Here is a 14,298-nt window from a genome sequence, read left to right as displayed (position 1 = left end):
TTCTCAGTTATTCCTATATTATTGTTCACGGTCACAAGACAGGAAAATACCCCAGGTGCATGAGAGCAGCCTAGGGTATCTCCATCATTCAAAATTTAGTCCGTAACAGGCATCCAGCCTGGAAGGGTCGTCAACGCACCCCACAAGTAGTCAGGAATGACTAGCTCCTGCTGGGCTTGCTTGGATAATGTCGTGCGAATGGTATCTTCTGTGCCGTTTTGTACCTTCTGAACCCATTGTGGCTCCATCAAAAGCGGACGTCCCAGCGATACAAGCGGTACACCTGTCTCCAGTGCTGCAAGCGCTTCGTCCGGTGTATTCAGCGACCCGACTCCCATAATCGGCACACGGTTACCTACCTTCTCATGGATGAGAACCGTACGTGACCGTTCGTCACTGCGGTCACGGAATGAACCACCGAAGAAATGATTTACGGAAATGTGCAGGTAATCCAGCCCTTGATCCGCCAGACGGTCTACAAGCACCATCGTATCCTCCAGCGTAATGCCTGGTGTGTGTCCTTCCTCAGGAGACAAGCGGTATCCAAAGATGAATGGCCGCTTTGCATGTTCTGCGATCACTTTCTTCACTTCGTGAACAACCGCCAGCGGAAAGGTCAATCGTTTTTCAAGACTTCCTCCCCATTCATCGGTACGAAGATTGGAGTGCGGGGAGAAGAACTGCTGGACCAGGTAACCGTTCGCTCCGTGAAGCTCCACACCATCATAGCCTGCTTCAATCGCTCGGCGAGTTGCTTCGCCATAGGCACGGATGACGCGGTGGATATCATCGGAGGTCATTTCACGCGGCACAGGCGCACCTTCTTTTTCCTCGGCTACTGCGCTTGCACTGATCGGCTGTCCATCTGGAATTTGATCTGGTGGACACAGGCGGCCACCATGATAAATTTGCAGGATCGCTTTTGCGCCTTCTTGATGAATCGTATCCGCCAGACGACGCAGGCTCGGAATCATTTCATCCTTGTCCGCACCGAACTCATTAACAAAGCCTTTGCCATCTGGAGTTACATACACACAAGCGGTAATAACCGCGCCCACACCACCGGAACGTTCACGGTAGTATGCCAGCTCCTGGTCACTGACTTCACCATTTTCGTGGGAAGCAAAGTTAGTCATAGGTGCCATGGTAATACGGTTCTTCAACGTAACACCGGATGGCAGGGTAAAAGCTTCAAATAGAGACTTATATTTTGGGTTCATTCGTTCTCTCTCCTTCAGTTTAAATCAGATCAGATAATATAAGGCTGTTGAGCATGAAGCCGAATACGATGCAGTTTTCCTTCCATAACGAACTTAAACTCCTGTTGCTTACTTAAATACAGTGGTTGTAATAACCACAGTATAAAGATCCGCAACTACAAAGTCAAATCTATCCTTTCTGACCTTCTCTAAACTGTTCGAAGAAGCTGAACCGCAGCTACTTATCACAAGCCACTGACAAAGCTTTTAATGGTTCCCGGCTGTGCTGTTCTTCTCCTCCCGGCGGGAAAACCAGGTCGCGAGCAACGAGCCGGAAATATTATGCCACACGCTAAAAATCGCACTTGGTACAGCAGCAATCGGGTTAAAGTGAGCTGCTGCAAGCGCAGCGCCCAGTCCGGAATTCTGCATTCCCGTTTCCAGCGTAACAGCTTTACGCTTGGAAAGATTCATACCGAATAGCTTGGCAAACCAATATCCAAGCAGGAACCCGATACCATTATGCAAAATAACCACACCAAAAATAATCGGACCTGTCTCCAAAATCTTGCCTTTGCTGCCTGCAACCACAATAGCCACGATGAGTACAATCGCCAGTGTTGATATGAGCGGCAGCGCCTGAACACTGGCTTCTGCCTGTTTGCGAAATAGCGACTTAACGATAACACCCAGCACTATGGGGACAATAACTACGATGAGAATATCCATGATCAGCGACTTCGCATCAATATTCATCCAACGTCCAGCAAGCAGGTTAATCATCGCCGGAGTAGCCAGTGGAGCAATCAGCGTTGACACCGAAGCAATCGACACGCCCAATGCCACGTCGCCTTTGGATAAGAGCGTCATTACGTTGGAGGCAGTTCCACTCGGACAACAGCCTACCAAAATGACACCTACCGCAATATCCGGTGGCAGCTGCAATACTAATGCCAATCCAAAGGCCAGAAACGGCATAATCAGATAATGCCCGACCACACCAATAGCCACATCCACTGGGCGCCGGAATACTTCACGAAAGTCAGCCGCAGATAAAGTTAATCCCATCCCAAACATGACAATGCCCAGAAATAACTGTATGTATCCTTTCAACCCTGTAAACGCCGCAGGAAAGAAAAATCCCAAGCATGCAAATAAAAGTACCCAGATGGAAAAGGTTCCTCCTACAAATTTCCCTACTTTCTCCAAGCCATTCATTCTACTTATCTCCTTACTTCTATATAAGTCGAATCTGAGGAATTTCAGCTTATATAGTGCTTAAAATTTTCACCATTGTACTACATATGACTGCATATACATACAACTTTTTATGATTATACTGGGATCAAGAAACTTTTTCCGTTAGGACATATTCGAAAGCAAAGTGGGTATATTCATAATAGAAGTTGTGACCAGTCGGTCATTTTGGATCATCATTCGTTGAGGAGGAGATATCCCTATGTCACGAAGTCATCCGTATAAATGGTGGAATATTATTGCATTTATCGCTGTCGTTCTCGTTAACATTCTGGCTTCTACACTTCCTATCGGCGGCAGAAGCACTGCTGCTGTATCCAACATGTACCCTACCTTGATCACACCAGCGGGTTATGCTTTTTCCATCTGGTCGGTCATCTACGTACTGCTCGCCTGCTTTGTCGTGTACCAAGCTACACCTACAGGGCAATCCAAGACAAGCGTTCAGTCCATCGGTATTTTTTTTATTCTAAGCTGTCTCTTCAATATCATCTGGATTTTCCTCTGGCAGTATGTATACGTAGAGCTGTGCGTCATCGTCATTATTCTATACTTGCTTTCCCTGAGCGTCGTATATGTACGTACCCGCACGCCGCAGCCAACCCTTGGAGAAATGTGGTTCGTCAAGCTACCATTCAGCCTCAATCTCGGTTGGGTATCCGTTGCTACTATTATCAACATTGCAGTGGCACTGGAAAAGAATGAATGGAGTGGCTGGGGACTCAGCGATACGACATGGGCGATCATTTTCCTGCTCATCGGCACCGCATTGGCGATCATGGTCAGCTTCCCTTATCGCGACAGCATTTATCCTCTCGTATTTGTATGGGCCTATGTCGCCATCGCCGTCGAGCATCCCAACAATGAAAATGCACGGCTAGCCGCATTGATCTTGGCGGCAATCATTCTGGTGTACGCGCTATGGCTATTCTTTGCCCGTAATCGAGACCGGGATTAAAGAAAACGAATATGATCTCTAGCAAGAACAAGCGAGTTTGGGTCTGAATCATCTAGCCCAAGCTCGCTTGCTTTGTTTATTCATTTTATCCAATATGATTAGGTATAGACTTTAATCAAATCTATAAGCTTGCTTGTCGAGTGATCTGCATTTGTTTTCTTCATATTGAAAATGTAATCCGACCTTTTTTCATACATACGAAGAATCATGTCAACAAATCGTTCAGATTCCAAACAAAACACATTAAATTTGAGCAAACGGGTGTCTCTATTTAACAGGGACACCCGTTTGCCATGCAAACTTTTTATTTTATGAACGGATCTTTCAGACTATTCGCCCTTCAATGCAATGACTTCAATCTCTACCAGTGCATCCTTAGGCAGACGAGCTACCTCCACCGCACTGCGTGCTGGGTAGGGTTGTTCAAAGAAAGAACTGTACACCTCATTGACGCTGACAAAATCGTTCATGTCCTTCAGGAATACAGTCGCTTTCACAACCTGGTTCATGTTGCTGCCTGCCTCTTCCAGAATGGCTTGTACATTGCTCAAGGACAGGCGTGCCTGCTCCTGTACATCCTTACCAAACTCACCTGTTGTCGGATTCAGTCCAAGCTGTCCCGAAGTGTAAATAAACCCGCCTGCCTCTACCGCTTGGCTATAAGGGCCGATAGCACCAGGTGCTTTTTCAGTAGCAATTGTTTTTTTCATATGGGTTGGATTCTCCTTCCTGATACTGGTTCACCGTATTATAGCATGTGCAGTCCAAAGCCACTATTCCGTGCGACGGAATAACGCACAGGGTTTCTTTTAAGACACCTCATTGGGAAGGTGCTATATTTTTTTATTTCCGCTGTAACCTTTAGCACCTATGTATCATCTAACTCCTATAACCAGCTACAAAATAAATTTTATAAATCCAGATACAGGTACAATGAACATAGCTAGTATAGACGGGAAAGGGGCACCATCCTTTGAATCTCGAAACAAACTTACACCAAGCAAGGCAGGGAGACCGCAAGGCATTCGTCGCCTTGATGAAACATATGGAATCCGATATGTATGGCATGGCGCGTTCCATTCTTCGCAGCAATGAAGATTGCGCGGACGCGATGCAAGAAGCGATGCTCAAGGCATACCAGTCTCTGGGTGAGCTGCGTGAACCTCGTTATTTTAAAACATGGCTGCTTCGTATCCTCATTAATGAGTGCCATCTCATTATCCGCAAGCAAAAACGGATCTTACCCGTGGCGGAATTTATAAAGGAACCCTCCACCTCGGGCGGATATGAAAAAATCGAACTGCGCGAGGCCATCGACCACTTGGAGGAATCCATGCGAACCGTAATTTCCCTGCACTATTTGCGCGATATGCCGATCAGAGAAATATCAGAGGTACTGGATGTATCAGAGGGGGCCGTCAAAACACGATTGCACCGTGCTCGCAGAATATTAATGGACCTGCTACAAAATCGTGGAGAAAGGAAGGTGACCTTTCAATGAGCCCTTCAGAGATTGAGAAACAGAATCAAGAGCTGGATCGGAAATTACAATCAGAAAAAGTAAACTTGGACGCAGACACGGTAATGATTCCCGATTTGGTAAGAGAACGCTTAGATGCATTTTACACACAAATGGAATCGGATGGGGGGCCGTTATCCAAGTCTCCTTCCTTACATCGACCGGGCAAAAAATTTCTCCGGGGAACCGCAATTGCCGCTGCTTCTGCGGCTGTCATTAGCGTTATGATCATCGGTAGCGCCTTTGTTTCGCCTACAATGGCAGAATCATTGAAACAGGTCCCCCTTGTAGATAGCGTGTTCAAGCTTGCTGGGGATCTCGGGCTGCAAACCGCTGATCAGAAAGGATTGGCAACTTCCTCGAATCTCAGTGTTACCCATAGCGGTATTACATTAAAGGTACCACAAATCATATTTGACGGGACACGCTTGGTCGTGGCGTTGGAAAAGAGCGGCGGAGATTCACAACATCAAACCCTATATCCGGCGATCCAAACGCAAGGACAGCCCGAAGAGGACATTCTGGAGAAAGTGGACCTGTTCATCAATGGGACATCGGTCAATAGCAATAACGGCGCCTTTAATTTCATGTATGGCCGCCCAGGCAAAGATAGTAATTCTATGCTGATTGCGTATATACGTGACCCTGCCAGTGGTAAACCTGCCTTACCAGATCAGTTTGAGCTAGAGGTATATGCAAAGTTAAAAGGTGTAGCCGAGCCGTTTCGCATACAAACCACGGTTCACAAAACTAAAATAAATAACAAGATACTTCAGCTGCAAATGAGTAAGTCTAATCCGTATCTTGCATTTATGGCAGAAAAGGTAGAAATCACACCCATCACGACCAAGATCACAACGTCGTTCAAAATGCTGACCGATATTGCACATATGCCGGATGAGTACACCGTGGAGCGAGAGTACAATGACATCAAAAACGGACAAACGATCCAGTACACCAAAAAGGAATTGGATATGCTTGATTATGCTGTATTCGACGAGCAGGGAAGAGAACTCCAACTCCTAAGCGGCTCTGGAGTTCCTCTTACCAAAGAACGTAACAGCAAAATGATCACCCTATTTACTGCTTTTGTGGACACTCCCCAGAAGATCATCTTCAAGCCTTATATCTTGCCAACACAACCAGGAGGCAGTGCCCTACTCGATGCTAATGGCAACTGGACACGTCATTATATTGATGAATTAGAGATTACGATAGATGTGTCGCAACATACAAACCGCCAATAAAACACAAATAACGCCGCTGTTGTCCGAATCATCGGGCAGCAGCAGCGTTATTGTCATTTTTAACCCTAGCTGTGGTTTTACATATTCTCATCAGGAGCCGTTCCTGTACCGGGTTTCTCATCATCGGATGTTAGTTCTGCACCGATGACTCGAATGATGTCGTTCGGATAAATATGTACGCCGCTCGCCTGTGCGAGAGCAATTCGTACCATGGCTCGTGCGATGACCGGGGCCGGGATAGCGCGGTAGGAAGCGAGCTTGCCCGTCATCAGGCCGTCCAGTGCCTTCATGACAACAGCGGCAGCGGCTTCGCCCAAACGTCGTTCAGGTCTCGCGCCCAAAATCAGCGACGGACGGAACAAATGCAGCGCAGGCAATCCGACAGCAGCAAGCGCCTCTTCAGCCTCACCCTTGATACGATTATAAAACACGCGTGAGTCTGGATCGGCACCCATCGCAGAGACCGCAAGCATCTGTACCGCTCCAGCTTCTTTGCCCAACTGGGCTGTCAGCACCGGGTAGTCCAGATCCACCTGACGGAACTGCTCCTTGGAGCCCGCCTTTTTCATCGTTGTCCCAAGGCAGCAAAAAACATCATCCACTCCTTCGAAGGCGAACGCCGCTTTCTGCGGCTGTTCCCAATCGATGAGCGCCTGCTCCAGCTTGGGATGCTTGATGTCCAATGGACGTCTGCCCATAACCATGACGTGGTTGTATTCCTTTTGCACCAGCAGCTCTCGTACAACATAACCCCCGACAAGCCCTGTTGCACCCACAACGACCGCTTTGCGTTCCATGATAGACCTCTCCTTTGTGCCATAGCGCTCCTGCTCCTACAATTGCGATTAGGTTAATTTAAACGGCTGTTCGTCCGCCTCCTTGCTTTTGGACGGACACATCGGTAGGTACAGGGAAAATGTACTTCCCTTGCCCTCCTCACTCTCCAGACGGATAAACCCGCCCAACAAGCGGGAAAAATCACGGCTGATGGACAATCCCAACCCAGTTCCTCCATATTTACGATTAATGGAACCGTTCGCCTGCTGGAATGCCTCAAAAATAACATGCTGCTGAAGCTTGGAAATGCCGATGCCCGTATCTTTTACAGCAAATACAACCCAATCTCCCTCTTGTCCCTTTCGATCCAGATGTTGTGTGCTGATTTCCAGCAATACACGTCCTTCATGAGTGAACTTAAAGGCATTGGACAACAGATTACGCAAAATTTGCTGTACGCGTTTGGAATCAGACCTGATTTCATTCGGTATAGGCTCATGCTCCTTCAAGCTGAATTCCAGATTTTTATCCTTCGCTGTGACTTCAAAATGCATCATCATCACCTGCGCAATCTCACGCACACTGACTGGCTCACTTACGATTTCCATGTGCCGAGCCTCGACCTTGGATAGGTCCAGAATATCGTTGATCAATTGGAGCAAATCATGCCCGGAGGCATAAATTAGATCACTGTACTGGTCTAGCTCGTCCTCATCCAGCTCTTTTCCCTGCTCGTTGATAATTTGCGCCAGATTAATGATGCTGTTAAGAGGTGTACGTAACTCATGCGACATCGTTGCCATAAAATCTGATTTATATTGGGAAGCCATCATCAGTTGCTTGGCACGTTCCTCTAGAATGACCTTTGCCTTCTGCAACTCATCTCGCTGCTCAGATAACAACTCATTCGCCTGCTTAATCTGATGATTGCGCTGTTGCTCCATCTGAAAGTCCCGTAAAATCAGAGCAAATAAAAAACTGAGGACGATGCCGATTGGCAGTGTAAGAGGAACAACCTCCGCTACATAATAGCGCCAGGGAATGACGCCTAGACAGGCAATATTTAACGTATTTACGATATTAACCGCTAAAATGGTTACCGATGCCTTGATAATCAAACGCCAGGTGGAACGGCGCATCCAGTAATTCAATCCAGCGCACAGGACACCCAGAATGCTCATATTCAAAAAGCCGACCCACGCCGCCATATGCAGGCCGAAGGTAAATCTCGTAAGTCCGATTGCGACCCCAATAATAATAAGCGTATAAGAGCGAGGATACACCAACGCCGCGATAATCAGCGGTACGAAACGCAGATCAAAAATAACTGTTTCACTAAAGTTAAAACCAAAGCAAGAGCTGACCCATCCGCCAAATATCACTAGCAGCACCGAGCTGACATATTTGAACCGCGAAGAGGTACGACTCAAACCATATTTATAAATCACGTTCGCCACATAGGCAACGGCAATCAGCATCCCCAAATTCATTAAAAACATCATTGAAAATTGCATGGACTCACACTCCCATAGCGCAAAAAATTGGATGCCAGGCCTATGTTAACCGCGTTTGCCTTTCTTGTACATCATAACATGAAGCCCCATCTTTCGACATGTCAAAAGATCTTATATCCGTATATAAAAAAAGCGAACCTCAATGGCTCGCCCTAGTACTGATACCTATAGAGTCAGCTTGTGATGCCTTTGTTCCGGCGCCACTCTTTGACAAATAATTCGGCAAAATAAGGGTCCCATTGGGTTCCCTTTCCCTCTTCCAATATCATAACCGCCTTCTCTTCCTTCATACCTTGCCGATAGGGACGATCAGACGTCATCGCATCATAAGCATCCGCTACAGCAATGATTCGCCCGAATAAGGGGATATCTTCCCCTGCGAGCTGGTCAGGGTATCCCTTGCCATCATAACGCTCATGGTGCGAGCGCACGCCGGGCAAATAAGGGGCCATAGCATAAGCCGGCTCAACTTGCCGGAGAATGCTCTCTCCCATAACCGGGTGCATTTTAATCTGATCAAACTCCTCGTCCGTCAGCTTGCCGTCCTTGAGCAGCACAGCGTCAGCTACGCCGATTTTACCGATATCATGCAGCAAGGCTGTTTTGCGCAGCAAGTCGAGGTCCGTCTCATTCAAACCTCCCTTGCGCCCAATGAGTACGGAGTATTCAGCTACACGCAAAGAATGTCCTGCTGTATAGGCATCTCGCGCATCCAGTGCTGCCGCCAAGGTGGCGAAGTAACTGTCCAATAGCTGACCGTTCTTTTCTTCCCGTTCCTTCAGGCCCTCGATCATCATGTTAAATCCTTCGACCAGCTCCGCAAATTCGTCCGAATACAAATCGCTGGCATTACTGTTCAGGCGGCCTTCCTTCACTTCATTCATTTTTTCCAGCAGATGGTGGATCGGTTGTTCGATCTCACGGGTCAGCAACCTGCCGCCCAGATAAGCAAAGGCTACACCAAAAATTAAAATCGTACCCGCCCAAGCCCAATAGGAGCTAGAATCCGTCGCCTCCAAACGTTCCAGGCGAATCTGTGTAGCTAAACAAAATAAAAATAAAGGAAAAGCACCAATGAGCGTCGCACTTAACTGAAATTTATGCCGAAGCGATAGCAGGACTCGTCCTCGCAGAGACAGGTTTAATCCATATTGCTGGTAGGTTCGATCACGAATTTCCTCCAGAAGCGGTTTGATTGCTCTCATTGTCAGGAAAAATTCAACCAGTGCGTGCATCGAAGCAACCAGACAAGCTCCTATACAGGCGATTCCTACATAATACAAGGGAAAGGTAAGTTGTCCAGTATGTATCATCCATAAGGCAATGACGGCTGCCGGGATAGAGAAGCCTAACAAATGCGGTCCAACAATACGTAAAACTGACAAATTAGGCAGATGATGAACCCGGATATACACCGCTTCTACATCCTTGAGTGTTTCCTGATTGCCGTAAAAAAAACGATGAACGGGTCTCAAATGCATTCGAAACACTATGGTTTCACAAGCAATCATAATGACGCTGGAAAATGCAATAATTTTTACAAGACCCAGAATTTCATAGTGGGCTACATTTAACGTGGAAAATACAAAAATCATACCTACCAACAATACAGCGATAAACGAACCTATAATATAGTTCAGGATAACATGCTGAATAAAACGCTTATAGGTCGGCAAATTGCTACCCCTCTTTTCATCCGTACACTCTAAAATATCTTGTGTATTCAATATCGGAGTCCATCCATCAAAAGTTTACCTTCTTGCTCGAGCATTTTACATAAATACGAGGACGGCTTTTAATCTGCAATTTATAGATGGAAAATCATCTTATTCTTAATTAAGAAACTCGCGAGGGAAGGACATTTTAGACAACATTTTTTCCAGTCTATCATCAAAAAGCAAAAAATGACTTGTGTTTTATAATCATTCTTGCTATACTATTAGAATATGTATTAACCCCATAAGATTCCACGCAACAAGCTATTACTCCTAATCACCGTATGGAGCTTCTCCAAATTTTATGTATAACCCTAATGTAGAATTTTGAGCTTTTGCCGAAGATTTTCACATTCACACTGGCGCGGTCATCGGAGCCGCAAGGACGAAAGAGAGGTAGGGCTTTTGTCGTTTGGAAAATGAACAGTGGAATCACACTGCCCCTTATGAACATGCTGACCATATAATGCAAGGTAGCAGGGGTTGAATATATATTATGCCATCAAACGATGAAGTTTGAGCAGGCCGTGCAGTATATGCAAACTGCACCATCCTCCGGATGATCCCCGGGGGATTTTTCATATACGGAAAGCATATCTATGAACAAAAAAGTGGCCCTGCCGATACATCGGCAGGGCCTATAGCTTGATCAAAAAGGGGTTAATAGGGTCATTATAGTCTCGCTTTCTTAAAACTAAATGATATGCACCTTAAAAACTCATTAATTTTCCAGTTTTATATACCTTCTAATAATTCGTCCAATATTCTGTACCATCGGGCGGCATCGTTTGCGTAGTGGAACGTCTTGTTTCCGCTTGGGTGCGCCTTTGGGTCGAGGGACGTTCCCACCCTTCCAGTAAAACAACATGCTGGGTACCTGAATTGTTTTCCCAAGTGATGTAACGCTCCTGTTCCATATGTCGCAAGGCGACTGTAATTTCAGCGTCTCGCTTGCCTGTTTTTACGGTCAATTCCGCCATTGTGGGCATGTGGCGATGCTGGGCGAAATAATTATACAAAATACGTAGCAGCTTTCGTTCCAAATCTGGCAACATCGTCTTCCCTCCTACAAAGAACATATGTTCCCATTATAACATATAAAAATGCACCCTCCTACTGGAAGATGCATTCGGGCTTGTATGCCCATGTTGAATTTAGTTTTTTTCCTTCTCCTGACGACCAATAGAGCGTAACCACCAGGCGATTCCACCAACACTTCCAAGTGCCAGAACCGTTAAGAAAATAATATAGAACAAATGAAATGCACGATCACTCATGGCAATCGCCTCCTTACTTTATGTATACACTTTCCAGCTAAGCCTGTAAACCTCTTTTTAGTCCCACATTCTAATTTTCCCCAAGCCCTCGACAATAGATACTTGCTTGAGATCCATCGGTACATACTAACTCAAAGTGGTTAATACCAAATATGAGACAGACCAAGGAGGTTATTGAATATGAAATTCCTATTGATCGTGATCATCGTCGTGCTGATCGTTGTATTGCTTATGAGAAGACGCAGATAAGCAGAGTCATCCTCCATCGTTAAAAAATACAAAAAAAGGCTTTCGGCACATCACCGAAAGCCTTTATCCCTCTGAGGTTAAGGCTAAAATTACGCCTTGTTCTTCTTGTTATATTTAATAAAAGCAATTACAAGCGCTACAGCAAACAATATTCCGCTGACCACCCATGTTGTCAGAAATGCCATACCCAAACCGACATTAGACCCCATCGTCGGGTGATTCATGGCAGTAAACACTGATCCCTGCATCATAAATATGGTACAGAACAAAACAACGGGCGCTAAAATAATCGTGCTTGCTGTCTTCCGAGTACCAGATACTGCGATCACGCACAGAGCGGAAATCACCAAGATCACCCAATATATAACTGCTTCCCAAATCACTGAAGTGCCCACCTGTTCAACCTCTTTTCTATCCATTCGTATATGCCTATTCTATTGTAACAGACGTCACACAGTGAACCAAGCCATAATTTGATCAGAAAAGGGGTAAACCCTGCGGATAACGTAAATAATGTACAGTAGCGATCCTACACCAAAGACATGAAAGGAAATGATCCCATGAGAAGTGCAAGTCCTTTTGTCATTGTAAACGATGTGCAGCAGTCCATTGATTATTACCAATCGGTGTTAGGCGGGAAAATCAAAGTGTTAAACAAGCAGGAAGGCAGACTCTTGCACGCTGAACTTCACCTGGGTAGCAGTCATATCCATTTTTCAGATTCCTACGGTAAACCGCTGAAAGCGCAGCATGTTCAAATCATTCTCGACTGTGAAAGTGAGGACGAGCTTAAGCAAGCTTACCACGCACTAACAGAAAAAGGTACCGTTACCGTGGAGCTACAAGATACTTTCTTTGGTGCGCTGCACGGCGAAGTAACGGATCACCTCAACCAGATTGGATGGGTGATGAACTATTTTAAGAGATGATCACGTTCAGCCATAACCGAATACGTCTTATAGCCACCATCAACGTTCCTCACCCGATAACCGTATTGAGTCAAAATTCTGGCCGCAATATAGCCTCGCAGACCGACTTGGCAGGATACCGCGATCTCCAGATCACTAGGGATTTCTGCCATCCGCTCTCTAATCTCGGCCAGAGGAATATGAACAGAACCTGGAATGGCTCCTGCCTGTAGCTCCACCGCATCCCTTACATCAATTATAAGACCACCATTGCGGTGAAAATCATCAACTTCATGCCACTGTATCGTTTGGACCAGCCCATCCATGATATTCGAAGCCACGTAACCCGCCATATTCACAGGGTCTTTTGCTGAAGAATAGGGAGGTGCATAAGCAAGTTCAATATCAGCCAGTTCACGGACGTTCAAATGGCCACGAATAGCCGTCACAATGACATCAATCCTTTTGTCTGCTCCATCAGCTCCAACAGCCTGCGCCCCATAGATCATCCCGTTCTCAGGATTAAAGAGCAGCTTCATAGCAATGGGTGATGCGCCAGGGTAATAGCCGGCATGCGAACCAGGATGAATATGAACAGCCTGATAAGGAACGCCCAGCCGCTGTAATGTTTTTTCATTATTACCTGTAGAAGCTGAAGTCAATGCAAAGGTCTTAATTACGGATGTTCCAAGCGCCCCATCATAAGAAATTGCTTGACCGTTAATATGATCCGCTACCAAACGCCCCTGACGATTGGCTCCCCAAGCTAGTGATACCATCGTTGCAAACCCATGATTGCGGTCTTTGACCTGGATGGCATCCCCCACCGCATAAATGGCCGGATCGCTGGTTTGCAGTTGGGCGTTGACCTGAATGGCGCCGCGAAAACCAAGTTCCAATCCGCTTTGCTTGGCCAACTCATTTTCAGGAACAACACCGATCGCCAGAATAACCATGTCCGTCTGAAGCACACCCCCGGAGGTCAAACGGAGCCGTGTACCCTGCTCATCAAAAGCCGTGACTCCTTCCTCTAAACGCACCTCCACCCCGTTCAGCTTCATATGTTGTTCCACCCATTTGGCCATTTCAGGGTCTAGCGGATTCAGCAATTGTTGTCCCATGTCAATAATGGTTACTGCAAGTCCACGCTCCCGCAGATTCTCGGCCATCTCCAGCCCAATAAATCCGGCCCCGATCACCGTGGCATGTTTTGGATGCCTTTCATCTACATATGCCTTAATAACGTCCGTGTCATGAATGTTTCTTAATGTAAATACATTCACAGCTTCATGTAATCCGGGAATGTCCGGTATCATCGGTTTGGCTCCTGGCGACAATATCACAATATCGTACGGCTGCTCATCCGTTTCCCCTGTAATCATATCGCGGAAGCGGACGAGCTTCTGCTCGCGGTCTATTTGTATCACTTCTTTCAGTACCCTTACATCTATATTAAAACGGTCTCTTATCCCTTGAGGCGTCTGGAGAAACAGCTTCTCCCGCGCATGGATTGTCCCGCCAATATAGTAGGGAAGGCCACAGTTCGCAAAAGAAACATGCTCTCCGCGTTCAAACAGAATAATCTCGTCTTCCTCATTCCATCTACGCAATCTCGCAGCAGCAGAAGCTCCACCTGCTACCCCGCCAATAATAACTATTTTCCTACCCATTTCTTCCC

Annotated in this window: 14 protein-coding genes; 4 read left to right on the top strand and 10 right to left on the bottom strand. The window is 46.3% G+C overall.

From position 1 onward, the window contains the following. Positions 1-95: 95 nt before the first annotated feature. Positions 96-1,220: an NADH-dependent flavin oxidoreductase gene (locus MHI21_RS02910; protein ID WP_165178861.1), complete on the bottom strand. Its 1,125-nt coding sequence runs from the start codon at positions 1,218-1,220 to the stop codon at positions 96-98. Between the two features lie 246 nt (positions 1,221-1,466). After that, positions 1,467-2,417 carry a bile acid:sodium symporter family protein gene (locus MHI21_RS02905; protein ID WP_061830004.1) on the bottom strand — a complete coding sequence of 317 codons (951 nt, stop codon included), beginning with the start codon at positions 2,415-2,417 and terminating at the stop codon, positions 1,467-1,469. Between the two features lie 241 nt (positions 2,418-2,658). Here MHI21_RS02905 and MHI21_RS02900 point away from each other — a divergent pair, with 241 nt between their 5' ends. Continuing rightward, entirely contained in the window at positions 2,659-3,414 is a 756-nt protein-coding gene (locus MHI21_RS02900; RefSeq protein WP_342419397.1) for a tryptophan-rich sensory protein, read from the top strand. A 329-nt stretch (positions 3,415-3,743) separates the two neighbouring features. Here MHI21_RS02900 and MHI21_RS02895 read toward each other — a convergent pair whose 3' ends face one another. Next, positions 3,744-4,124, bottom strand: coding sequence for a RidA family protein (locus MHI21_RS02895; protein ID WP_069290971.1), 381 nt, complete (start codon positions 4,122-4,124; stop codon positions 3,744-3,746). 263 nt (positions 4,125-4,387) lie between these two features. Between MHI21_RS02895 and MHI21_RS02890 the strand changes: the two genes are divergently transcribed. Next, complete coding sequence (locus MHI21_RS02890) at positions 4,388-4,915, top strand: sigma-70 family RNA polymerase sigma factor (RefSeq protein ID WP_165178857.1); 528 nt, start codon at positions 4,388-4,390, stop codon at positions 4,913-4,915. Next, positions 4,912-6,180, top strand: a complete 1,269-nt coding sequence (locus tag MHI21_RS02885; RefSeq protein ID WP_342419396.1) for a DUF4179 domain-containing protein — start codon at positions 4,912-4,914, stop codon at positions 6,178-6,180. The genes MHI21_RS02890 and MHI21_RS02885 overlap by 4 nt, the downstream gene beginning before the upstream one ends. Before the next feature lie 77 nt (positions 6,181-6,257). Here MHI21_RS02885 and MHI21_RS02880 read toward each other — a convergent pair whose 3' ends face one another. From MHI21_RS02880 to MHI21_RS02855, 6 genes are all read right to left on the bottom strand, one after another. Further along, positions 6,258-6,977: an NAD(P)H-binding protein gene (locus tag MHI21_RS02880; protein WP_342419395.1), complete on the bottom strand. Its 720-nt coding sequence runs from the start codon at positions 6,975-6,977 to the stop codon at positions 6,258-6,260. Positions 6,978-7,025: 48 nt separating this feature from the next. After that, positions 7,026-8,471 (bottom strand): ATP-binding protein, encoded by a 1,446-nt coding sequence (locus MHI21_RS02875; protein WP_342419394.1) that lies wholly within the window; start codon positions 8,469-8,471, stop codon positions 7,026-7,028. Between the two features lie 173 nt (positions 8,472-8,644). Further along, on the bottom strand, positions 8,645-10,147 hold the full coding sequence (locus tag MHI21_RS02870) for an HD domain-containing phosphohydrolase (RefSeq protein WP_341162399.1): 1,503 nt from the start codon (positions 10,145-10,147) through the stop codon (positions 8,645-8,647). 785 nt (positions 10,148-10,932) lie between these two features. Next, positions 10,933-11,241 (bottom strand): hypothetical protein, encoded by a 309-nt coding sequence (locus MHI21_RS02865; protein ID WP_023986779.1) that lies wholly within the window; start codon positions 11,239-11,241, stop codon positions 10,933-10,935. A gap of 99 nt (positions 11,242-11,340) precedes the next feature. Beyond that, positions 11,341-11,463, bottom strand: coding sequence for a hypothetical protein (locus tag MHI21_RS02860; protein WP_257785344.1), 123 nt, complete (start codon positions 11,461-11,463; stop codon positions 11,341-11,343). A gap of 338 nt (positions 11,464-11,801) precedes the next feature. Next, positions 11,802-12,131 (bottom strand): hypothetical protein, encoded by a 330-nt coding sequence (locus MHI21_RS02855; RefSeq protein ID WP_023986776.1) that lies wholly within the window; start codon positions 12,129-12,131, stop codon positions 11,802-11,804. A 141-nt stretch (positions 12,132-12,272) separates the two neighbouring features. Here MHI21_RS02855 and MHI21_RS02850 point away from each other — a divergent pair, with 141 nt between their 5' ends. Further along, positions 12,273-12,641 (top strand): VOC family protein, encoded by a 369-nt coding sequence (locus MHI21_RS02850; protein WP_209940887.1) that lies wholly within the window; start codon positions 12,273-12,275, stop codon positions 12,639-12,641. Here the strand turns inward: MHI21_RS02850 and MHI21_RS02845 are convergent. Then, the gene (locus tag MHI21_RS02845) at positions 12,626-14,290 is read right to left on the bottom strand and encodes a CoA-disulfide reductase (RefSeq protein WP_342419393.1); all 1,665 of its coding nucleotides are present in this window, start codon (positions 14,288-14,290) and stop codon (positions 12,626-12,628) included. The two genes, MHI21_RS02850 and MHI21_RS02845, sit on opposite strands and share 16 nt — an antisense overlap. Between the last annotated feature and the right edge of the window lie 8 nt (positions 14,291-14,298).

Origin of the sequence: Paenibacillus sp. FSL H8-0168, assembly GCF_038592955.1 — a bacterium.
Classification (GTDB): domain Bacteria; phylum Bacillota; class Bacilli; order Paenibacillales; family Paenibacillaceae; genus Paenibacillus; species Paenibacillus polymyxa_B.
Note: the sequence above shows the minus strand (reverse complement) of the source record. Positions and strands in the feature narration are given on the sequence as shown.

Coding starts and splice junctions, on each gene's coding strand:
- MHI21_RS02910 (WP_165178861.1), bottom strand. CDS start 1,220: ATGAACCCAAAATATAAGTCTCTATTTGAAGCTTTTACCCTGCCATCC.
- MHI21_RS02905 (WP_061830004.1), bottom strand. CDS start 2,417: ATGAATGGCTTGGAGAAAGTAGGGAAATTTGTAGGAGGAACCTTTTCC.
- MHI21_RS02900 (WP_342419397.1), top strand. CDS start 2,659: ATGTCACGAAGTCATCCGTATAAATGGTGGAATATTATTGCATTTATC.
- MHI21_RS02895 (WP_069290971.1), bottom strand. CDS start 4,124: ATGAAAAAAACAATTGCTACTGAAAAAGCACCTGGTGCTATCGGCCCT.
- MHI21_RS02885 (WP_342419396.1), top strand. CDS start 4,912: ATGAGCCCTTCAGAGATTGAGAAACAGAATCAAGAGCTGGATCGGAAA.
- MHI21_RS02880 (WP_342419395.1), bottom strand. CDS start 6,977: ATGGAACGCAAAGCGGTCGTTGTGGGTGCAACAGGGCTTGTCGGGGGT.
- MHI21_RS02875 (WP_342419394.1), bottom strand. CDS start 8,471: ATGCAATTTTCAATGATGTTTTTAATGAATTTGGGGATGCTGATTGCC.
- MHI21_RS02865 (WP_023986779.1), bottom strand. CDS start 11,241: ATGTTGCCAGATTTGGAACGAAAGCTGCTACGTATTTTGTATAATTAT.
- MHI21_RS02860 (WP_257785344.1), bottom strand. CDS start 11,463: ATGAGTGATCGTGCATTTCATTTGTTCTATATTATTTTCTTAACGGTT.
- MHI21_RS02855 (WP_023986776.1), bottom strand. CDS start 12,131: ATGGATAGAAAAGAGGTTGAACAGGTGGGCACTTCAGTGATTTGGGAA.
- MHI21_RS02850 (WP_209940887.1), top strand. CDS start 12,273: ATGAGAAGTGCAAGTCCTTTTGTCATTGTAAACGATGTGCAGCAGTCC.
- MHI21_RS02845 (WP_342419393.1), bottom strand. CDS start 14,290: ATGGGTAGGAAAATAGTTATTATTGGCGGGGTAGCAGGTGGAGCTTCT.